General features: G+C 68.6%; 21 protein-coding genes. 10 read left to right on the forward strand and 11 right to left on the reverse strand.

Annotated features, from left to right (window positions below):
* Window positions 1-215: 215 nt before the first annotated feature.
* Complete coding sequence (tnpA, locus tag KME78_RS39615) at window positions 216-530, reverse strand: IS200/IS605 family transposase (protein WP_219534632.1); 315 nt, start codon at window positions 528-530, stop codon at window positions 216-218.
* A 24-nt stretch (window positions 531-554) separates the two neighbouring features.
* Here tnpA and KME78_RS39620 point away from each other — a divergent pair, with 24 nt between their 5' ends.
* Window positions 555-1,868 carry an RNA-guided endonuclease InsQ/TnpB family protein gene (locus KME78_RS39620; protein ID WP_308127319.1) on the forward strand — a complete coding sequence of 438 codons (1,314 nt, stop codon included), beginning with the start codon at window positions 555-557 and terminating at the stop codon, window positions 1,866-1,868.
* Window positions 1,869-1,896: 28 nt separating this feature from the next.
* Window positions 1,897-2,046, forward strand: a complete 150-nt coding sequence (locus KME78_RS39625; protein ID WP_219534633.1) for a hypothetical protein — start codon at window positions 1,897-1,899, stop codon at window positions 2,044-2,046.
* Window positions 2,047-2,323: 277 nt separating this feature from the next.
* On the opposite strand, the gene KME78_RS39630 is transcribed toward KME78_RS39625, so the two are convergent.
* Together KME78_RS39630 and KME78_RS39635 are read right to left on the reverse strand one after the other, a co-directional pair.
* Window positions 2,324-3,454 (reverse strand): NAD(P)/FAD-dependent oxidoreductase, encoded by a 1,131-nt coding sequence (locus KME78_RS39630; protein ID WP_219534634.1) that lies wholly within the window; start codon window positions 3,452-3,454, stop codon window positions 2,324-2,326.
* Between the two features lie 50 nt (window positions 3,455-3,504).
* On the reverse strand, window positions 3,505-4,884 hold the full coding sequence (locus tag KME78_RS39635; protein WP_219534635.1) for an FAD-dependent oxidoreductase: 1,380 nt from the start codon (window positions 4,882-4,884) through the stop codon (window positions 3,505-3,507).
* A 97-nt stretch (window positions 4,885-4,981) separates the two neighbouring features.
* Here KME78_RS39635 and KME78_RS39640 point away from each other — a divergent pair, with 97 nt between their 5' ends.
* Window positions 4,982-5,359 carry a glutaredoxin domain-containing protein gene (locus tag KME78_RS39640; RefSeq protein WP_219534636.1) on the forward strand — a complete coding sequence of 126 codons (378 nt, stop codon included), beginning with the start codon at window positions 4,982-4,984 and terminating at the stop codon, window positions 5,357-5,359.
* A 13-nt stretch (window positions 5,360-5,372) separates the two neighbouring features.
* On the opposite strand, the gene KME78_RS39645 is transcribed toward KME78_RS39640, so the two are convergent.
* The gene (locus KME78_RS39645) at window positions 5,373-5,945 is read right to left on the reverse strand and encodes a hypothetical protein (RefSeq protein ID WP_219534637.1); all 573 of its coding nucleotides are present in this window, start codon (window positions 5,943-5,945) and stop codon (window positions 5,373-5,375) included.
* Window positions 5,946-6,071: 126 nt separating this feature from the next.
* Between KME78_RS39645 and KME78_RS39650 the strand changes: the two genes are divergently transcribed.
* Entirely contained in the window at window positions 6,072-6,761 is a 690-nt protein-coding gene (locus KME78_RS39650; protein ID WP_219534639.1) for a TetR/AcrR family transcriptional regulator, read from the forward strand.
* 251 nt (window positions 6,762-7,012) lie between these two features.
* On the opposite strand, the gene KME78_RS39655 is transcribed toward KME78_RS39650, so the two are convergent.
* The 3 genes from KME78_RS39655 to KME78_RS39665 all read right to left on the reverse strand — a co-directional run bounded on the left by KME78_RS39655 (window position 7,013) and on the right by KME78_RS39665 (window position 8,217).
* On the reverse strand, window positions 7,013-7,375 hold the full coding sequence (locus tag KME78_RS39655; RefSeq protein ID WP_219534640.1) for a hypothetical protein: 363 nt from the start codon (window positions 7,373-7,375) through the stop codon (window positions 7,013-7,015).
* Window positions 7,376-7,559: 184 nt separating this feature from the next.
* A complete protein-coding gene (locus KME78_RS39660; protein ID WP_219534641.1) occupies window positions 7,560-7,871 on the reverse strand; it encodes an XRE family transcriptional regulator in 312 nt (103 codons plus the stop codon).
* Window positions 7,861-8,217, reverse strand: coding sequence for a type II toxin-antitoxin system RelE/ParE family toxin (locus tag KME78_RS39665; protein ID WP_308127305.1), 357 nt, complete (start codon window positions 8,215-8,217; stop codon window positions 7,861-7,863). The genes KME78_RS39660 and KME78_RS39665 overlap by 11 nt, the downstream gene beginning before the upstream one ends.
* Before the next feature lie 387 nt (window positions 8,218-8,604).
* Between KME78_RS39665 and KME78_RS39670 the strand changes: the two genes are divergently transcribed.
* Window positions 8,605-9,273 (forward strand): Type 1 glutamine amidotransferase-like domain-containing protein, encoded by a 669-nt coding sequence (locus KME78_RS39670; protein WP_219534642.1) that lies wholly within the window; start codon window positions 8,605-8,607, stop codon window positions 9,271-9,273.
* Window positions 9,274-9,343: 70 nt separating this feature from the next.
* On the opposite strand, the gene KME78_RS39675 is transcribed toward KME78_RS39670, so the two are convergent.
* Window positions 9,344-10,330, reverse strand: coding sequence for an aminoglycoside phosphotransferase/kinase family protein (locus tag KME78_RS39675; RefSeq protein WP_219534643.1), 987 nt, complete (start codon window positions 10,328-10,330; stop codon window positions 9,344-9,346).
* A gap of 25 nt (window positions 10,331-10,355) precedes the next feature.
* Between KME78_RS39675 and KME78_RS39680 the strand changes: the two genes are divergently transcribed.
* Complete coding sequence (locus tag KME78_RS39680) at window positions 10,356-11,063, forward strand: 2'-5' RNA ligase family protein (protein WP_219534644.1); 708 nt, start codon at window positions 10,356-10,358, stop codon at window positions 11,061-11,063.
* An 83-nt stretch (window positions 11,064-11,146) separates the two neighbouring features.
* Here KME78_RS39680 and KME78_RS39685 read toward each other — a convergent pair whose 3' ends face one another.
* The 3 genes from KME78_RS39685 to KME78_RS39695 all read right to left on the reverse strand — a co-directional run bounded on the left by KME78_RS39685 (window position 11,147) and on the right by KME78_RS39695 (window position 15,904).
* Window positions 11,147-11,536 carry a hypothetical protein gene (locus tag KME78_RS39685; RefSeq protein WP_219534645.1) on the reverse strand — a complete coding sequence of 130 codons (390 nt, stop codon included), beginning with the start codon at window positions 11,534-11,536 and terminating at the stop codon, window positions 11,147-11,149.
* 83 nt (window positions 11,537-11,619) lie between these two features.
* A complete protein-coding gene (locus KME78_RS39690; RefSeq protein WP_219534646.1) occupies window positions 11,620-14,877 on the reverse strand; it encodes a tetratricopeptide repeat protein in 3,258 nt (1,085 codons plus the stop codon).
* A 340-nt stretch (window positions 14,878-15,217) separates the two neighbouring features.
* On the reverse strand, window positions 15,218-15,904 hold the full coding sequence (locus tag KME78_RS39695; protein ID WP_219534647.1) for a response regulator transcription factor: 687 nt from the start codon (window positions 15,902-15,904) through the stop codon (window positions 15,218-15,220).
* A 175-nt stretch (window positions 15,905-16,079) separates the two neighbouring features.
* On the opposite strand from KME78_RS39695, the gene KME78_RS39700 reads away from it, so the two are divergent.
* The 4 genes from KME78_RS39700 (at window position 16,080) to KME78_RS39715 (ending at window position 18,429) form a co-directional block, all read left to right on the forward strand.
* Entirely contained in the window at window positions 16,080-16,331 is a 252-nt protein-coding gene (locus KME78_RS39700; RefSeq protein WP_219534648.1) for a MoaD/ThiS family protein, read from the forward strand.
* 73 nt (window positions 16,332-16,404) lie between these two features.
* Entirely contained in the window at window positions 16,405-17,070 is a 666-nt protein-coding gene (locus tag KME78_RS39705) for an LmeA family phospholipid-binding protein (RefSeq protein WP_219534649.1), read from the forward strand.
* A 37-nt stretch (window positions 17,071-17,107) separates the two neighbouring features.
* Window positions 17,108-17,620: a sigma-70 family RNA polymerase sigma factor gene (locus tag KME78_RS39710; protein WP_219534650.1), complete on the forward strand. Its 513-nt coding sequence runs from the start codon at window positions 17,108-17,110 to the stop codon at window positions 17,618-17,620.
* Window positions 17,620-18,429 (forward strand): anti-sigma factor family protein, encoded by an 810-nt coding sequence (locus tag KME78_RS39715; protein WP_246652936.1) that lies wholly within the window; start codon window positions 17,620-17,622, stop codon window positions 18,427-18,429. Before KME78_RS39710 ends, KME78_RS39715 begins: the two co-directional genes overlap by 1 nt.
* Window positions 18,430-18,456 lie beyond the last annotated feature (27 nt).

Consider the following 18,456-nt stretch of genomic DNA (forward strand, 5'->3'; position numbering starts at 1 on the left):
TGCGTCCTTGGGCTCCTTGCGTGCCACCGCGGTGTCCTCTAGGTCGATCTCCGTCGATGCCTGGATCACAGTACTCATCAGGTGCGTTCTCCTTGATCAGGAGTTACACCGAAAACCGTACAGTCCCGACACGCCGAATTGGGCAACGGAGTCCTTCATGCGAGGGATGAAGGCCCACGCGGGAGTGCCTTCTGGGGTGCGAGTGTGTCCGAATCTTAGTGGGTGGGTCGGTCCTGGTTCTGGATGTACCTGCTGACGGTGGCGTGGTTGGCTGCGCCGGTTGAGCCCGCGTAGTAGGAGCGGGACCAGAGATGTCCGTCCCATAGGTGCTGGCGGACGTGGTCGTCGGCGCCGTTGAACTGCATCAGCTCGCATCCGAAGTCGGCGCAGACGTTGTTCATGATCTCTTCGCAGCGAGTCAGCATCGGCTGCGTGAAGACGTTGCCACGGTATTTGGTGACAAAAACGATGTGGACACTGAGTTCGTGCACCCAGTGTCTTCCCTTGCGTATATCGGGGTTTTGCTCCATGACACCAAACGATACGATCACAGTGTGGAGCGAGTTGAACACAAACGTGCGCACGTCGCGCGCCTGGAGCTGAACAAACGGCAATCAGCCGTCTTGGACGCTCAGGCGCACACCGCGCGTGCCGTGTGGAACCTGCTCCATGAGTTCGCCACCTTCCGCCAGGGCCGCCTCGCGTCGTTGAAGGAGTGCGACGCGGCGATTCGGCAGGCTCGCCACGAGATCGAGTGGTTGGGGCAGCTGCCCGCTCAGGCTGCGCAAGCCGTCTTGAAGACCTATCGGCAGGCGTGGGTGAACTTCTTCAACCCCGACCACCCGGCCGAGCGGCCGACGTTCAAGGGCCGGCTCGGGTCCTGGATGGCCGTGGATGTCCCTCAGGCCCGCGACTTGCACATCACTCGGATCAACCGCAGGTGGGGTGCGGTGAACTTGCCCAAGGTCGGGCGGGTGAGGTTCCGGTGGACAAAGGACCTGCCGGGCGTCATCAAGGGCGGACCGTCCGGGAGGGTCACCGGGGCTCGCCTGGTGAAAGACGCCCACGGATGGACCATCGCCTTCCGTACCGAGCTGGTCGTATCCGCCCCCGTCCCGCACACCGGGCCGAAGGCCGGCATGGACCGAGGTATCGCAGTCGCCCTCGCTCTGTCGAACGGGGAGCACCTTCGGCACGGCCCGTGGCTGTCCAGCGGGCAGCGCGAGCGGCTGTTGCGTCTGGAGCGCAAAAGCGCCCGTCAGCGTGCCGCCCGCAAGAAAGGCGGCCCGGTCTCCAACCGGGAACGCCGCACCTACGACCAGATCGCCCGGCTCCGCGCGACAGCCAAGCGCCGAGCCGTCGACTGGCAGCATCAGAACACGACTGACCTCGCGCGGCGGTTCAGCGCGATCGTGGTCGAAGACCTGAACATCACCAACATGATGGCCTCGGGGTCTGGGACCGTGCAGGGGCCGGGGGTCAACGTCGCCCAGAAGCGGGGCCTGAACCGCTCGATCGCAGGCCAGGCGTGGGGCCGAACGGTGACGTTCCTGACCTACAAGAGCGCCGAGCGCGGCGGTCTGGTCGCCCAGGTCCGCCCGCACGGCACCAGCCAAGAGTGCCACCGCTGTCACACCACGACTGCGGGATCACGCGAAACGCAGTCGCGGTTCGTGTGCAAGAACCTGGCGTGCGGATGGATCGGCAACGCTGACACCAACGCCGCCCGAAACCAGCTTCATCGGTACAACTCTGCCGCCGGATGGGCGGTCACAGGACGTGGAGACTCCGGGATGCCGGGGCCTGTGAAGCGTCAAGCATCCTGTCCCAGAGTCTCGCCCGCATCCGCGCTGCGAGCTGCTGCGTAAGCAGCACAGGAATCCTCCACATTTATTTATGCGGAGGAGCACGTCAAGTCCCGGTCCTCGCCACACCCGGCCCGTCATCGCCAAGGCCCTCAGCCGATGGGGACACCTCCTCCAGCCCATCGTCCTGATCGCGCTCGGCCTGCTCATCCTCATCCAAGGCGGCGCCTTCGGCCTCTAGCCTGCGCGGCGGTGCGACGCGCGACCGGCGAGGTCGTCGCCGCGACGGTGAGCACCGTGCGGACCGGTGATGGCCCAGCGGCGCGACAGCACGACACCGCGGTGCTCCCCGCACCGGCGGCGCGGGCTCGCCCGCTGGATCAAGGCCGAGCAGACCCTGCGGTTGCACGGACGTTTTCCACACATAGATACCGTCACCACCACCGTCAACCAGCAGAACCTGGCGATGATCGCGGTGAATCAAGCCCTGAGTTACCGAACGGTTTTTGAACGGCTCCTCATCGAGTCTTCTCGAAGCGTTCGGGACGGAAGTCCTTCAGGAGCGGGTGCCTGGCGCCGGTGAGCACTTCGTACGCGGTGAGCTCGCCCGTGATGAGCCCCAGCGTCGCGCCCGAGTGGGTGAACGCCACATGGCACCCGGGCACCGCCTCGAGCTCACCGAAGACCGGCTGGCCGTCCCCCGGAATGGGTTTGCGCCCGAGCTTCCACGAGGCCGCCTCAAGCGAGATGTCACCGTCGAGCAGGGCGGATGCTTCGGCGACGAGCTCCTTGACGTAGATCTCGTCGATCGAACAGGTGCCGTCCTCGTGCTCGACGATGTGATCTTCGTACCAGCTGTGGTCGATCGCGAACGTCGAGCCCGGATTGGGGCGCATCGCCGCGCGCGGAGTGTTCAGCACCGTCGTGACCTCGGTTGCGACCGGTTCGGTGATGACGAGCATGGACAGCGGAGACCCGTCGGGGATGTCCACGCCGAGGTCCGCGAGCACGGCCGGGGTCTGCGCGCCGCAGGCGACCACGACGGCGTCACCGCGCCATGAAGTGCCGTCGGCGCCGGTCACTCCGCGCGCGCGGCCGTCCTGCACCGTCACCGAGCAATGCCCGGCGCCGGTGACGATCTGGCCCCCGCGGTGGACCAGTTCGTCCGCGAGCTCCTGGATCAGGTGGGGGAGGGACACCCAGCCCTCGCCCGGATTGTGGATCGCGAGTTGCCCGCTCGGCCCCGCCTGGACGCCGCCGGCCCGCCGGCCGACGTCCGCGCGGTCGACGAGGTGTGACTCGTAGCCGTTCGCGACTTCGTGCGCGTGCTGTGCGCGGGCCGCCTCGGTTCTGTCAGGGGTCGGCCACCACAGGCCGCCGTCGAAGCGCAACCACTCCCGGGCCGGGTCGGCGGCGAACAGGGTGCGATAGCGATCGATGCCGGCCAGACGCAGGAGATGGTACGAAGGGGACCGCGTCCCCGCCGAGTTGAGCCAGGACAGCGAACGCCCCGACGCCCCGCTGCCCATCTCCGCCTCGGTGACCAGGACGACTTCGGCGCCGCCGCGTACGAGATGCACGGCGGTGGACACGCCGAGGATGCCGCCGCCGAGGACGATGACCCGTTGAGCCGCGCTCTGGTCTGTCATGTGACTCCTCACTTCTTCGAGCAGGCCTTCGAGCAGGCGTGAGCCACTCGCTACACCATCGCCAAATAATCAGCGAGCTCTTCCGCCGAAGAGGTCGAGATCCCCACATACCCATCCGGCCTGATCAGCGTATGGCGCGCGTCGCCATACGGCTCGGCCGGCTCGTACGCCCGCACCTCCGGCCCATTCACCACAAGAGGTGCGGGATCCGGCGACAGCAGCGTGAAATGCGTCCCCCGCAACAGGTCGAACATCCGCGCCTCACTCCCGTCGGCCAGCCGCACCCGGCCGTCCGGCACCCGGTCCCCGCCGCGCCGGGCCAGCGAGCCGCCCCGGTAGCTCACCAGCAGCTGATGGGTCTCCTCGTCGCGTTTGTAGGACTTCTTGTCGTGCAGGTCGGTGCTGAGGCCGAGCACGCGGGCGGCAACCGGCCGGCGTTCCTCCTCGTACGTGTCGAGCAGCGCCTCCGGCGCGCCGGCCAGCACCCGGGCGAGCTTCCAGCCCAGGTTGTAGGCGTCCTGTACGCCGGTGTTGAGCCCCTGCCCGCCCGCGGGCGAATGCACGTGGACGGCATCCCCGGCGAGAAAGACCCGGCCGGACCGGTAGCTGTCGGCCAGGCGGATGTTCACCCGATAGAGGGACGACCACAGCAGCTCGGTGATCCGAACTCCGCGCAGCATCGACCGTTCGGCGAAGAGCCGCTGGAAACCCGACAGCGTCTGGTCCGGAACGACGCCCGGCTTCAGCGGGGCGAGCAACTGGAAGGTGTCGGTGCCGGCCATCGGGTACAGCACCACCATCCCCTTCCCAGGCCGGAACCAGACATGGATGTGCTCCCGCCCGAGCCCCTCGACCCGCACGTCGCCGAGGACCATCCGCTCCTCGTCCCGGGTCTCCCCGGCGAAACCGATGCCGAGCGCCTTGCGTACGAAGCTCTTGCCGCCGTCGGCCGCGACCAGGTAGTCCGCCCGCAGGCTCATCCCGGTGCCCAGCCGGGCCGTCACCCCGCCCGCGTCCTGCTCGAACCCGGTCAGCGTGACGCCCTGCTCCACCTTCCCGCCCAGCTCGGCCAGCCGCTCGCGCAGCACGGCCTCGGTGCGCCACTGCGGGTGCATCATCACCATCGGGTACGGCACCGCGTCCGTGGGGGCGGTGAGCTTGTGCATCCGCCCCTGGTACACCGGCACCCTGCCGATTCTCACCCGCAGCGGCGGATAGAGCGTCGTGGCCGCCAGAACCCGGTCGATCACTCCCAGATCATCGAAGATCTCCTGTGTACGCGGCTGCAGCCCCTTGCCCTTGGAGCCGCCGGAGGGCTCCGGCGCCTGCTCCACGATGCGGCAGTCGACTCCGCGCCTGGCCAGATCCACGGCGAGGGTGAGCCCGGTGGGTCCGCCGCCGACAATGAGGACGTTCGTCTTCTCGGTCATGCTGCGACCGTGCCAGCCCGTACTGCCAGATCTCTGTCAGCATCATGCCCGCCGCTGTCATCGCCCATCGGAACACCGGCTTTGAGATACTTCGCCCATGTCCTCCGGCGTGTTCTCCGTGATCGCGATCCTCTTTGTCGTCCTCTATCTGACGTGGACGATCGTCGCGAACCTGCCCCGCCGAGACCGGGCGACCTCGCACCGGCTGGCGGACCGCACGGGCGTGGTCATCTACTGGAGGCCAGGCTGCAAGTACTGCATGCGGCTGCGCATGCGCCTGCGCTTCACGCCGCTGCGCTACGCCGAGGTGAACATCCGGCAGGACCCCGAGGCGGCGGCGTTCGTCCGCTCGGTCGCGGACGGGAACGAGACCGTGCCGACCGTGACCGTGGCCGAAAAGGCGATGGTGAACCCGTCGAAGCAGCAGGTGCTGGAAGCGGTCAAGACGTACGCCCCGCACCTGGCCGGGGAATGACGAACCGGCCCTCTCAGGACTTCTCCCTGCGGAAATAGGCCTTCGCAGATGGAACTGCCAGCAGGATGACAACGAGCAGCGAACCCAGGGTCGTCAGGGCGAGCTTCCCGATGTTCGCGGGAAGGAGCCAGCCGGGCATGACGTGCACGGCCGCGTCGACCATGGCCCGCACGTCGATGCGCGCCAGCACCGGGTCACCGGAGCTCTTGAAGGAGGATTCGAGGACCTGAGCGGTGAACACCTGGCTGGGCACGATGACGCAACCAGCGACGAAGAGGATCGGCTGCAAGATCCAGGACAGGATCCGGCCGATCCGGTTCCCCTTCAGGTTGAGCAGCGCCAGGGTCGTCAGGACCAGGGCGATTCCGAGGGCGAGCGGTATTTCCGCGAGGTTCGACCCGAAGCTGATGCCGTGCTCGGCCAGGACGGCCGCGGGAAGACCCTGCCGTACGACCTCGGCCTCGGCCGCCGCCTGAGCGCCGGCCCCGTAGAAGAAGACGATGACGGATCCGCCCAGGAAGGGCACGGCGGTCAGCAGTTGCAGCGTCGCCGCGAAGACGACACTACGCGGAGCTGGATTGATCATGGCGTAACCCCGTTTCGAGTGCCGTCAACACGCGACTTGAACACTGTGCAAGTAGCGTAGAACATCACTTGAACACTGTGCAAGTAGCACTCGAACACTGTGCAAGACATGGCCTATCCTGGGAACATGCCGCGCGACACGCTGACCCGTGAGCAGATCGTCCGGGCCGCCATCGAGATCCTGGACACCGAAGGCGTGGACGGTCTGAGCATGCGGCGCCTCGGCACCCGGCTCGGCTCCGCCGCGACGGCCGTCTACTGGCACGTCAAGAGCAAGGACAATCTCGTCGTACTCGCCGGCGACGAGGTGTGGGCCGAGGTCGAACTCCCCGACCCCGGCGAGGTCGGCTGGCGCACGGCGGCCACGGCGATGGCCAACGACACCCGCGCGATGATTGCCAGACACCCGTGGCTCGTGACGGCCATGAGCACCCACCTCATGTACGGCCCAGGCAAGGCACGCCGTGACGACCACTGCCTCGCCGTCTTCGAAGCAGCCGGGTTCGTCGGCGTGGACGCGGACAACGCCAGCAAAACGGTCCTCACGTACGTTCTCGGCACAGCCCTCAGCGAGGTGGCCGAGGCCGCCTGGCGAGCCCGGCTACGCCGCAACGGCGGCAACGAGGAGGAGCAGATGCGGGACGCCATGACCCAGGCGAGCGAGATCGCGATGCGCTTCCCGCGGCTCCGCGCCCGTCTCGAAGCGTGGGAGGAGGCCGACGCGGCCGCACCCCCCGACCAGAGCTTCGAACTCGGCCTCCAAGCCATCCTCGACGGCCTCAAAGCCCAGCTCACCACCCGGGCCACGCCCATCTGAGCCATCGCAGCGGTAGAAGCGTCTCCCCGGCCTGACCACCGCCCCGGGAATGTCAGTGCGATCGCCTGACATCACCAAGAGGTCGGCACTGCGCCCCGCCCCTTTTACACCGGATTCCGGACGCCACCTCGGTTCTCGGTCAACCGGGCATGGCCGCAGAGGCTTTCTTGGGGTTGAACGCGTGTATCCACAGTCCCGCCGCTCAGACGATCGAGCAATTGTCAATACTTGTGGATCGGTGGTGAGGGTTGTCACGCCTCGCTGTCTTGGCGGTCCTTTTCGGCAAGTAGCTGACGGAGTCGTTTGATCTCGGCGATCGGACGAGGGATATCTTGGCGGGCATTCGCGATGAACTGGGCGTTCTCATCCCAGCGTGCGTTGGCGACGTTGACGTAGCGAGGTTGCTGGATGAGGGTTGCGGCCACGATCTCGTGATGATCGAAGTCCGGCCAGCGTTCACCGTGGCCGGTGTCGGGAACGGTACTGATGGCCACGAGGTTCATGGCGTCCTTGTCGTCGAGATTCCGGCTGAACCACGGCCCTGGAGTTGCCTCCTCGGCCAGTTCTTCAATCGCAGCCAGTTCCTCATCGGTCAGTGGCTCGTGGGTCGTCATTAGGATGCTCGCTTTTCACGTTCGATCAGGCACCCCTTCACAAAGCGGGATCCGGCGGGGACCAGGGCGACAAGGTGGGGCGCGTTGACCGCACGCCTTGTCTCGACACCATTATCGGATGATCCCGGAAGGTGCCCCCCTTCCTGGCAGATCCACAGGTTTCGATCATTCTTCGGCGCATCTTCTAGCCGAGTATGAGCTTCTCGTCGCCGAAGTCGGCGACTATTTCTAGCTTGCCGCCAAGGGCAGCGACATACGCGGCGAGCGTGCTTAGTTCGGTTCGATCGATCTGCCCTCGTTCGATTGCGCTAACACGGGCTTGGCTGATTCCCATGACTCCAGCCAGTTCCCGCTGGGTGAGGTGGCGGCGCTTGCGAGCCTCCGCGAGGCGATGGGCCCGCTCTTCGGCCAGCATCCGGCCACTGCGACGTGCGACCTCAGCTTCGTCTTCAGGGCCGATCAACTCGCTTCGCAGGTCGTTCCAGTCAACGCTCATCGGGTCCCCCTTCTTTCGGCGCCGTTTCCATGGCTTTCACGTGCTCCCAATACCGGTCTTCAGCCAGCGGTATTGCTCTTGCGTACCAGCCGCGCCAGTCGGCTGACTTGTCTCCGCCCACCAAAAGAACCGCTCTCCGAGCCGGATCGAAACCAGGTCTGAGTTCTTTGAGATGCGGCAGCTCTGAACCTCGCACGGTATCCACCAGCGGTCGGCCGAGTCCTGGCCCGCGCAGTTGCAGGACGTCGATGGCGGCGGAGATCGACATCAGTGTGTCATGATCGCTGCGCCTCATCGCGTGAAGCCAGTCGCGCACGTCTTTGTGCACGTTGATGGTCCAGGTCACTGGCGTGACTCACTTTCTACAACGAGAGTATTGTACAACGCTTATGTTGTTTTTGGCGACAGCGTTGTGACAGATCAGGCGCCCGCCCGACGTAGCCGGGTCTTCGCCTCGTGCGTTAGTCGGTCGCGGACTCGCGCGCCGCTGGCCGTCAGCGAGGCTTTCTTGGGGTTGAACGCACGCACCCACAGCCCCGCCGCCCAAGCGATCTCGTGCTCCTCCACCCCTCAGCCGGCCTCTCGCGCGTACGCCGCCAGGAACCGTTCGACTCCACTTTCGGAGGAGCGTCGTCGACGGCGTGGCAAGTTCTGCCCTCAGCGGCGATGAGTCTCGCGGTGGTCCCAGGTCTACACGTCACACCGCTCCATCGCACTCGACTCAGGAGACATCTTGAAGCTTCTTCTCACGTCCGGAGGCGTCACGAACACGAGCATCCGCGATGCGCTGGTCGACCTGTTGGGCAAGCCGATCACCGACTCCACTGCCCTCTGCATCCCTACGGCGGAGTATGGCCACCCCATGTGCACGCCGGCCTCAGCCTGGCGCTTCATCGCCGGACAGAGCCCGGCACCCATGTCTGACCTGGGCTGGAAGTCGGTAGGCGTCCTCGAACTCACGGCACTGCCCAGCATCGGTAAGGACCGCTGGGTCCCCTGGGTCCGGGAGGCCGATGTCCTGCTGGTGGACGGCGGCGATGCGACGTACCTGTGCCACTGGATGCGGGAGTCCGGGCTGGCGGATCTCCTGCCGTCGCTGCCCGAGACGGTCTGGGTGGGGGTGAGCGCCGGAAGCATGGTGATGACCCCCCGCATCGGTGACTACTTCGTCGAGTGGACGCCGCCCACCGGAAGCGACCGCACCCTGGGGGTCGTCGACTTCTCGATCTTCCCGCACCTGGGACACGAGCTCATGCCGGGAAACACCATGGCCAAGGCCGAGAAATGGGCCGCCGACATCGCCGGTCCGGCGTACGCCATCGACGACCAGACGGCCATCAAGGTGACCGACGGCACCGTCGAGGTCCTCTCCGAGGGGCACTGGAGGTCCTTTTCCTCCTGACCACCGACGCCAACGGGCCCAGGTCGATGGGATCTGTTCGTGTCGACAGACGCGATCAGGCCCCCACGCCTCAGGCGCCCGCTCGACGTAGCCGGGTCTTCGCCTCGTGCGCCAGCCGGTCGAGGACCCGGGCGCCGCCGGCCGTCAGCGAGGCTTTCTTGGCGTTGAACGCGCGCACCCACAGCCCCGCCGCCCAGGCGATCTCGTGCTCCTCCGTCCCCCAGCCGGCCCCACCCCCGTACACCGCCAGAAACCGGCCCGTCTCGTCGATCGTCGCGGTCTCGAACGGCTCGCCCGTCTCCGTGAACACGGCCGCCGCCGCTCCCGCGATGGCGGGCTCGGGCAGGCACACCACGCTGTCCCAGTCGTGTACGGCGTGCAGCCGGTGACCCTGCCAGCGGAGGTTCTGCGACTCCCAGTCCCCGTGACCGATCACCGGCGCATGCCGTACGGCCAGCAGGCGCTCGCGGACGCGGCGCCCGAGGTCGTCCAGCCAGGCAGGGCCGGGACGGGTGTTGAGATCGACGTCCATGTCGTCCGGCCACGGCCAGACGCCCGCCGAGCCGTGCGCCCAGCCGACCCACGGCGGCGCGGGCGCGACGGAGGAGACGGCATCGGGGGAGGGGGCCAGTCGCACGAACCGCGCCAGAGCCTCCGCGAACAGCCGGGCCCGGTCGGCACCCCGTTCCAACTGCGCCCCGCCTGGAACATAGGCCTCGGCGGTGACGGTCCAGGCTCCGGATGGCGCGGTGACGGTCCAGGCTCCGGATGGCGCGGTGACCGTCCAGGCTCCGGATGGTCCGGTGGTCGTCCGACCGGCGAGTGGCACGGCGTCCGTGAGCGGGGCAGGGCACGGGAAGCCCACACGCGCCAGGTGCCGCTGCACCTCCACACATCCCTGGACGCGATCCGCGGCAGGACGCCGCTTGAGCACCACAGCCCGGCCGTCCGCCAGCTCGACCCCCAGCACCACGGACAGATGCCCGGTACGGAACAACTCACGGACCGGCACCGAGCCCAGCCACTTCTCACACCATCCGGGTACATCCATGATCACCAAAGAATCCTGGCATACTGCCCGGATGTCCGATTTCACCGCCTTCTTCGCCGCCGGCCGCGACGCGCTCCTCTCGGGCCGCGCCACCCACGACCGGCCGATGGTGGAGGGAGCCGCCCGCTGGGGAGCCACCACGATCCTGCGGCCCGCCGGCACGGTGCTCGACCGGCTGGCGGAGCTGGCCCAGCAGGCGGGTGCGGTCGCCGGGCCCGGGCACTGGGCGCACGGCACGGACTGCCTGCACGTCACGCTGCGTTCCCTGGAGCCCTACCGGTCCGTCATCCCCGTGGACGATCCGCTCCGGTTGGCCTATGCGGACGCTCTGCGGGAGGCGGCCGCGGGGTTGCCGCCGGTCCCGGTGGAGCTGCGGGGTGTGAGTCCCCACGCGGGCGGGGTGCTTGTCTGCGGACATCCGGTCGACGACACGCTGGTCACCCTCCAGAAGCGGTTCGCGCACGAGCTGGCCGCTCGCGGGGTGCGCGACTTCGAACACGGCCGCGTGCGTGATCGCTGGTACGTCAGTCTCGTGCACTTCGCCGACCCCGTACCCGTCACCGCGGCCGAGGCGATCGTCGCGTGGTGCGACGAGCGGGCCGACCTGCCGATCGGTGTCGCGGAGCTCGCCGCGGCCGAGATCGTCCAAGCCGTCCACACCGGGACCGGCGTGCGGCTCGACACGCTGGAGCGGGTCCCGCTGAGGTGGGCGCCGGCGCACGCCCCCGAGCCGCGCTGACGCCCACCGGCCCGCACCGCAGGGCCCAGGACCACCGCCCGGCCCAAGACCACCGCGCCCCACGGTGGTCAAGGCCCCAGCGGCTACCGCACCAGCAGCGCGGTGACGAACTGCAGCAGATGCCAGGCCACGTAAGCGCTGAGCGAGCAGAACGCCCACTCCTTGGCCCGCGAGATCCGCGACACCCGCCGCAACACCTCGACCGGCTCCCGCTGCGGCCGAGCCGTGATGGCCAGGAAGTACGCCGACACCAGCCAGGCCGCCCCCGACGCGGTCAGCAGGCCGAGTGAGATGGCCAGCAGCGGTCCCGATGCGGGCATGGGGTCAGCGGGGGAGAGCTGGCGGTACCAGAAGGCGAGCACGCCGGTCAGCACCGAGACGGTGATCCGCCGGTCCTTGCGTGCCTGTCGCTTGAGCCAGTGCAGGTCCCGACTGAGCCAGCGCAGGTCTCGACGTAGCTGGTTTCCGAGCATCCGGTTCACCTCCGTTGGAGTAGCTGGTCGTACCAGCTAACGGCAGGAACCCGGTCAAGATCTGCGACCTCAGGTCGCAAAATTTACGACATTTGGCGGAGTTCGGCGGAGGCTTTCTTGAGTTCGAAGACATCGCCCACCTCCTCCAGGATGCGTACCGCCTCCCTCAGGTTGGCCACGGCCTCGGCGCGGTCGCCGGCCCGGTGGGCGATCAGGCCGATGGCCCGTAACGCGCAGCCCAGGTCGCGCCGGGTGCCGCAGACGAGATGCACCTCCTTGGCCTGCGCGGCGAACGTCAGCGCCTCATCGGGCCGGTCCAGGTCGAGCAGGATCATGGCCAGCGTGGTCAGCGCCGCCGCCCAGCGGTCCTTGGTGGCGCTCTCGTTCTGCAACTCGACCGTCTCCCTGGCGTACTCGAGTGCGGCGGCCGTCTTGCCCGCGACGTGCAGGGCCTGCGCGATGGACAGCAGCGCGCTGGCCTTGTTGTCGCGTACCTCCTCCCGGATCTCCAGCGACGCCTTGGCGGCGCGCAGCGCGTCCTTGTGCCGGTCCAGCGACAGGTACGTGTAGGCGAGCGTCTCCTGGACGTCCGCCTCGGCCCGGCGGTTGCCCATGCCCTGGACGAGGTCCAGCGCCTCCAGCGCGTGGACGAACGCGACCTGCGGCAACCCCTGACGGCGCCGTACCCGCGCCAGCCGGTTGAGCATCCGGGCCTCCACGGGCAGGTCGCGGATCTCCCGGCTGATGGCCAGCGCCTGGTCGAGGTAGTCGTCGGCGCGCAGGTAGTCGGCCAGCCGCCAGTGCACCAGCCCGATGTCGCCGAGCGTCTCGGCCCGTCCCTGCTCGTGATGGAGCTCCCGCTGTACGGCCAGCGCCTGCTCGTAGTGTTCGAGGGCCTCGTCGTAACGGGAGCCGTTGCGCGCGATGCGGCCCAGCGCGCACAGGGCCCGGCCGCATCCGTGCTGGTCGCCGGTGGCCGTGTACCCGGCCAGGGCCCGCTCGGCGTCGCGCTGCGCGTCGTGCGGCAGCCGGAGCGAGTCGTAGATCTCGGCCAGGCAGAGCAGCGTCTCGGCCTCGCTGTGCTCGTCGCCCAGGTCGTGGCAGATCGCCAGGGCCTCCAGCCCCTCCGACAGGGCCGCGTTCAGCTCGCCCAGGTGGTGCTGGACCCGGGCCAGGATGATCAGACTCTGGGCGGTGCCGTGCAGGTCGCCGAGCTGCTCGCGTACCTCCAGCGCCTGCCCGGCGTGGTGCAGCGCGAGCTCGTGCCGTTCCTGCGACAGGTGCAGGCGCGACAGCGAGTGCAGGCAGTCGGCGACCCCGGCCAGGTCGCCGATCTCCTCGTAGAGCTCCAGCGCCTCGCCCGCGCACTTGAGCGCGTCCTCGCTGTTGCCCGCGATGCCGTGTACCTCGGCCAGGTCGTTCAGGGCGCGGGCCCGGCCCTCGCGGTCGCCGAGCGAGGTGAAGTCGGACAGCGCCTCGCCGATGTAGCGGGCGGCCTGGGTGGACGGGCCGATGTCGCGGTGTATCGAGCCGAGATGGCTGCGCATCAGCGCGATCGCCCGCCGGTCGCCGATCCGCGCCGCCGAGTTGAGCCCGATCTGCTGGATCTCCAGGTCGTTCTGGTAGTAACGCAACCGCCTGAACGGCTCGAACACCGCCTCGGCCAGCCGCCAGGCGGCGTGGTGCGCGCCGGTCTCCTCCGCCAGCCGTACGACGGAGACCAGCGAGCGGCGCTCGGCCCCGAACCACGCGCGTGGCGTGGCCGGGTCGGTCGCCACGCCCAGGTAGTGGTCGAGCAGCCGGACCCTGGCCTCGCGCACGCCGGCCTCCGCGTGCCTGCCCAGCTCCCTGGCCAGCCGCTTGACCAGGTCGTGCACGCGATAGCGCGGCCCGGCCATCGGCTCGATCAGGTACGCCCGGTGCAGGCCCTCGACCGCGATCACCGCCTCGCCGACGGAGGTGCCGAGCGCGGCGGCCAGGACCTCGGGCGTGAAGTCCTGAGCGGGCAGCAGCCCGACGTGCCGGAAGGCGCGCCGCTGGGGCGGCGTGAGCGACTCGTAGGCCAGGTCGAGCGCGGAGCGGAAGGCGTCCTCCGGGTCGCCGGAGAGCGGCTGCCGCCGGTCGGGCCCGCGCAGCTCGCGTACGCGGGACTCGACGCTGAGCCCGGGGTCCTCGGCGAGCTTGGCCGCCGAGATGCGCAGCGCGAACGGATGGTACGAGCAGACCCTGGCCAGCTCGGCCAGCGCGTCACGGTCGGCGGCCCGCGGCGACTCCTCGCCGAGCACCGCGACCAGCAGCGCGACGGCGTTGCCCGGATCGAGCACGGACAGGTCCATCAGGTCGGCGTGTCCGGTGGCGCGCAGCGGGGCCATCCTGGTCCTGCTGGTCACCAGCACGACGCAGTCCTTGCTGCCCGGCAGCAGCGCCCGCACCTGTGCCGGGTCGGCGGCGTTGTCCAGGATGAGCAGCAGCTTCCGTCCCGCCAGCCGGCTGCGGTACAGCAGCATCAGCTCGGCCTCGTCGGAGGCGGGCATCTGCTCGCCGACGCCGAGCGAGCGCAGGATCTGCCCGAGCGCCTCGGCCGGGGTCATGGGCGGCTGGCTGGGCGACTGGCCGCGCAGGTCGATCACGATCTGCCCGTCGGGGAACCGCCGCGCCTGCTGGTGCGCCCAGCGCGTGACCAGCGCCGTCTTCCCGACGCCCGGTAACCCCTGGACGACCATCGTGTTCGGCCGGCGCGTCCGTTCCAGCCATGAGCTGAGCAGGTCGAGACTCTGCTGCCGCCCGGTGAAGTCGGACACGTCGGCGGGCAGCTGAGCGGGCCGGGGCACCTCCCCGGCGGGCAACGCCTCGACCGGCGCGCCCGGCCGGGTCAGGAACGGGGTGACCCGCCCCTCCCAGGGCGCGGACAAGTGCTCCCAGGCCCCGGCGACGCCCCGCAGCGCCGCCGCGTCGGAGATCCGCAGCCGCCGGTAGCCGGGCCGGATCAGCCAGCCCCGCCGAACCCACTGAGTGAGCTGCCGCTGCACCACATCGGGCGCGCTGCCCACCAGATCGGCCAGCGTCTCCATGGACAGGGGCGGCGCCGACTCGCCGGCCAGCCCGTAACGCTCGTCCAGGTGCAGCAGCCACACGGCCAGCCGCGCGGCGACGGGCGCCCGGGCCAGCGCCTCATGCCTGCGGGCGGCGACGTCCCTGGCGAACAGTTCCTGCACCAACGCCATGGCCACCGCCGTATTGGCCGCGGCGTGTTCGCGCAACGTCCGCACATCGATCGGCCACGCCCGAACCTCGGTCAGCGCGTCGATCCGGACCCGCTCGGCCGGACTCCAGAACGCCAATTCCCCGACGAGATCACCGTCGGCCCGCAGATCGTGAATGCCTTCGCGCTCGCCGCCCGCCAAATATTCCCGCGCATAGCCGTAATCGATGACAAATACTCGGTTGGCAGGCCGCAATACAGAGCAAATACTTTCGTTACGCCGGAAAATCCGGGGCCGCGCACCTTCTTCGACGAGCGACCGAAAGATCCCCACCCCGACACCACCCCCCTCGGGACGGCGGTGTCCGCGACGAAACAGCCCACACGACATGACAGCGACACGACCGCCAAGGGCCGTCCTGTCACATCAGTGGAACCCTGGCGACAGCAGCTGTCAACCGCAGGCTACCCGGGGAAGATCACGCGTGGGCCGGCTCGGTGCGGTCGGGGACGAACCGGTAGCCCACGTTGCGGACCGTGCCGATCAGGGACTCGTACTCGGTGCCCAGCTTCGCGCGCAGCCGCCGGACGTGCACGTCGACCGTCCGGGTGCCCCCGAAGTAGTCGTAGCCCCAGACCTCCTGCAGCAGCTGGGCGCGGGTGAACACGCGGCCAGGATGCTGCGCGAGGTATTTGAGCAGCTCGAACTCCTTGAACGTCAGATCGAGGACCCGCCCGCGCAGCCGCGCCGTATAAGTCGCCTCATCGATGGACAGGTCGCCACTGCGGATCTCGTCCGGAACATCCTCGGCCTGGGTCGTACGGCCGATGGCCATGCGCAGCCGCGCCTCCACCTCGGCCGGCCCCGCGCTGTCGAGCAGCACGTCGTCGACGCCCCACTCGGCGGTCATGGCGGCCAGTCCGCCCTCGGTGACGATCACCAGCAGCGGGCAGTCGATGCCCGTCGTGCGGATCAACCGGCACAGGCTTTTGGCCTGCACCAACTCTTTTCTGGCGTCGACCAGAACCGCGTCCGCGGGCGGCGTGTCGATCAGCGCGGACGCCTCGGCCGGCGAGACGCGGACCGAGTGGAGCAGCAACCCCAGTGCCGGTAGCACCTCGGCGGATGGCTCAAGGGCGTTGGTCAGCAGGAGCAGGTTGCTCATATCGGCCTCCTCAAACACACAAGGACCCGGGGGCTTCATCGCCCAGGTCCTGTAGGCGAGGATATCCCACGCGAACGCGGCGTCCATTGCGCGTCCAACAGATGAACAGCGTAAACGGTGGGTCGGGGATGTTAACGCGGTCCCACAATGGAGCTGAGACGAATGTGAGGTGGCCATGGCCACGGGAAAGGTACGTTATTGGGCCGCTGCCAAAGAGGCGGCCGGAGTCGCCGAGGAGCCGTTCGAGGCGGCCACACTTGGTGAACTCATGACCAAAATCACACAAAATCGTGCCGAGCTGGCCCGGGTGGTCGGCCGCTCGTCGTTCCTGGTCGACGGCTCGCCGGTGGGCAAGCGGGCCCACGAGGAGGTGATCCTGGGCGACGGAGCGACGGTCGAGGTGCTGCCGCCCTTCGCCGGCGGGTGATCGGACGCTTGGCCGGGGAATGAGGCATCCCAGTCGATAAGCTCATGATCCCCCGTTGTGAGAAGGATGTCCGATGCGCAAACTGATCATTTTCCTGATCGTGCTGGTCGTTCTCCTCGCCGTCGTCGATCGAGTGGCGGTCGCCGGCGTGCAGCGCGATCTCGCCAACCGGATCGGTGCCGCCGCCCACCTCGACAGCACGCCAACAGTGACTATTGAGGGCATCCCATTTCTCACACAGGCCGTCTCCGGAAGGTATCCAGAGGTACGGTTCAATCTCGGCACTCTCACCTACGGGGGAGTTCCGGTGAAGAACCTGCAGGGCGTCGCCTACGACGTGACCGCCCCGCTGGCCGACGTGCTCCAGAACAGAGCCAACGTCCGGGCCGGGCGCCTGACCGTCCGCGGCACGCTGACCAGGGCGACGATCGACAAGTACGCGCCGCAGGGCGTCAAGATCTCCGGGAACGGCCAGCGGCTCGTCGCATCGGGTGAGGTGACGGTGGGGGTGAGCAAGGTGAAGTTCAACGCGGAGCTGCGCGTCCAGATCACCGACGGGGGCATCAAGCTCCAGGCGGAGAAGATCGAGGGCGTGCCCGCCGCGGTCGCGCAGTTCGTGACGTACACGATCCCGTTCAAGGGGAAGCTCCCGTTCGACGTGAAGGTGACAGGAGTGAAGAGCGTGGCAGACGGATTGGAGTTCGCTGCCGAAGCGTCTGACGTGCCGCTCCGTGGATGACTTCGAACCGGTCAGCCCCGCCGTACGTGATGAGGGTGTGACTGCAGCAGACACCGCCGACGAGGAGTTGGTCAGGACCCTCTTCGACGAGCACGCTGGGCCACTTTACGGATACGTGCTGCGACTCACGGGCGATTCGGGACGAGCGGAGGACGTCGTGCAGGAAACGCTGCTGCGGGCTTGGCGGCATCCTGACGCCCTCACCGGCCGCCCGATTCGTGCATGGCTGTTTACGGTTGCCCGTAATCTCGTCGTGGACCAGCACCGCGCCCGTAAGTCCCGCCCGCCGGAGACCGGTGATGAGGCGCTCGCCGTCCTTCCGGCGGACGACGAGCTGGAACGGGCGGTCGAGTCGTGGGCCGTGGCCGAGGCGCTGGCCGCGTTGCGGCCCGAGCACCGTGAGGTGCTGTTGGAGGTCTACTACCGGGGGAGATCGGTGAAGGAGGCGTCGGCCACGCTGGGCATCCCGCCGGGCACGGTCAAGTCACGCACCTACTACGCGCTGCGCGCGCTCAGGCTCGCGCTCGAGGAGCGAGGGCTGGCGCCGTGATGACGTGTGAGGAGGTACGGCTGTCACTGGGCGCGCACGCGCTCGGCGCGCTGGACCCCGAAGAGGCGATGGAGATCGACGTCCACCTGGCGACCTGCGAGGTGTGCGGAGCCGAACTCCTGGACCTGGAGGGCGTCGCGTCCTTCCTCGGCAAGGTGTCGGAGCGCGACGTCGAGCTGGTCGCCAGCCCCCCGCGCCAGGTGCTCGACCGGCTGCTGAACGCCCGCGCCCGGCGCCGCAGGAGGGGCCGCGCGCTGCTGGCCGTGGCCGCCTCGGTCGCGGTGATGGCGGTCGGCGGCACGGTGTGGACGGCCGCCCAGCAGTCGAACGCCCACCAGACCTCAGCCGCCGCGCCCGCCACCACCGTCTCGCCGGCCGCACCCCAGGAGAACTCGGCGTTCTCCGCACAGGACAGCGCGCCCAGTGACGGGAAAGCGAAGCGCAAGTCCGACGTGCTGCCGACCCCGAGGCCGTCGGTGAGCCCGACGACGCCCGGCCGCGAGTTCCCCGGCGAGAACGAGGCCAAGGGCTACTACGCGACCGTGGCGGCCTTCCCCGGCGACGACGTGACCAAGCTGGCGGTGCGGGTCACCGGCGTGCCGATCGGCACGACGTGCCGGCTGGTGGTGGTCGGCAGGGGCGGCGAGCGCGACTCCACCGAGAGCTGGACGGTGGATCGCGAGACCTACGCGGACAAGGCCGTCTTCCCCCGTCAGACCCGGATCCCGATGAACCACATCGCCAGGTTCGAGATCGTCGGCACGGGCGGCAAGGTGCTCGTCAAGATTCCGGTCCCGACACGGAAGTAATCCGGACCGCCTGAAGTTGCACCAGGG

The sequence above is a fragment of the Nonomuraea guangzhouensis genome (genome assembly GCF_019396345.1).
Lineage (GTDB): Bacteria > Actinomycetota > Actinomycetes > Streptosporangiales > Streptosporangiaceae > Nonomuraea > Nonomuraea guangzhouensis.

Coding starts and splice junctions, on each gene's coding strand:
- tnpA (WP_219534632.1), bottom strand. CDS start 530: ATGGAGCAAAACCCCGATATACGCAAGGGAAGACACTGGGTGCACGAA.
- KME78_RS39625 (WP_219534633.1), top strand. CDS start 1,897: ATGCGGAGGAGCACGTCAAGTCCCGGTCCTCGCCACACCCGGCCCGTC.
- KME78_RS39630 (WP_219534634.1), bottom strand. CDS start 3,454: ATGACAGACCAGAGCGCGGCTCAACGGGTCATCGTCCTCGGCGGCGGC.
- KME78_RS39635 (WP_219534635.1), bottom strand. CDS start 4,884: ATGACCGAGAAGACGAACGTCCTCATTGTCGGCGGCGGACCCACCGGG.
- KME78_RS39640 (WP_219534636.1), top strand. CDS start 4,982: ATGTCCTCCGGCGTGTTCTCCGTGATCGCGATCCTCTTTGTCGTCCTC.
- KME78_RS39645 (WP_219534637.1), bottom strand. CDS start 5,945: ATGATCAATCCAGCTCCGCGTAGTGTCGTCTTCGCGGCGACGCTGCAA.
- KME78_RS39650 (WP_219534639.1), top strand. CDS start 6,072: ATGCCGCGCGACACGCTGACCCGTGAGCAGATCGTCCGGGCCGCCATC.
- KME78_RS39655 (WP_219534640.1), bottom strand. CDS start 7,375: ATGACGACCCACGAGCCACTGACCGATGAGGAACTGGCTGCGATTGAA.
- KME78_RS39660 (WP_219534641.1), bottom strand. CDS start 7,871: ATGAGCGTTGACTGGAACGACCTGCGAAGCGAGTTGATCGGCCCTGAA.
- KME78_RS39680 (WP_219534644.1), top strand. CDS start 10,356: ATGTCCGATTTCACCGCCTTCTTCGCCGCCGGCCGCGACGCGCTCCTC.
- KME78_RS39685 (WP_219534645.1), bottom strand. CDS start 11,536: ATGCTCGGAAACCAGCTACGTCGAGACCTGCGCTGGCTCAGTCGGGAC.
- KME78_RS39695 (WP_219534647.1), bottom strand. CDS start 15,904: ATGAGCAACCTGCTCCTGCTGACCAACGCCCTTGAGCCATCCGCCGAG.
- KME78_RS39700 (WP_219534648.1), top strand. CDS start 16,080: ATGGCCACGGGAAAGGTACGTTATTGGGCCGCTGCCAAAGAGGCGGCC.
- KME78_RS39705 (WP_219534649.1), top strand. CDS start 16,405: ATGCGCAAACTGATCATTTTCCTGATCGTGCTGGTCGTTCTCCTCGCC.
- KME78_RS39715 (WP_246652936.1), top strand. CDS start 17,620: ATGACGTGTGAGGAGGTACGGCTGTCACTGGGCGCGCACGCGCTCGGC.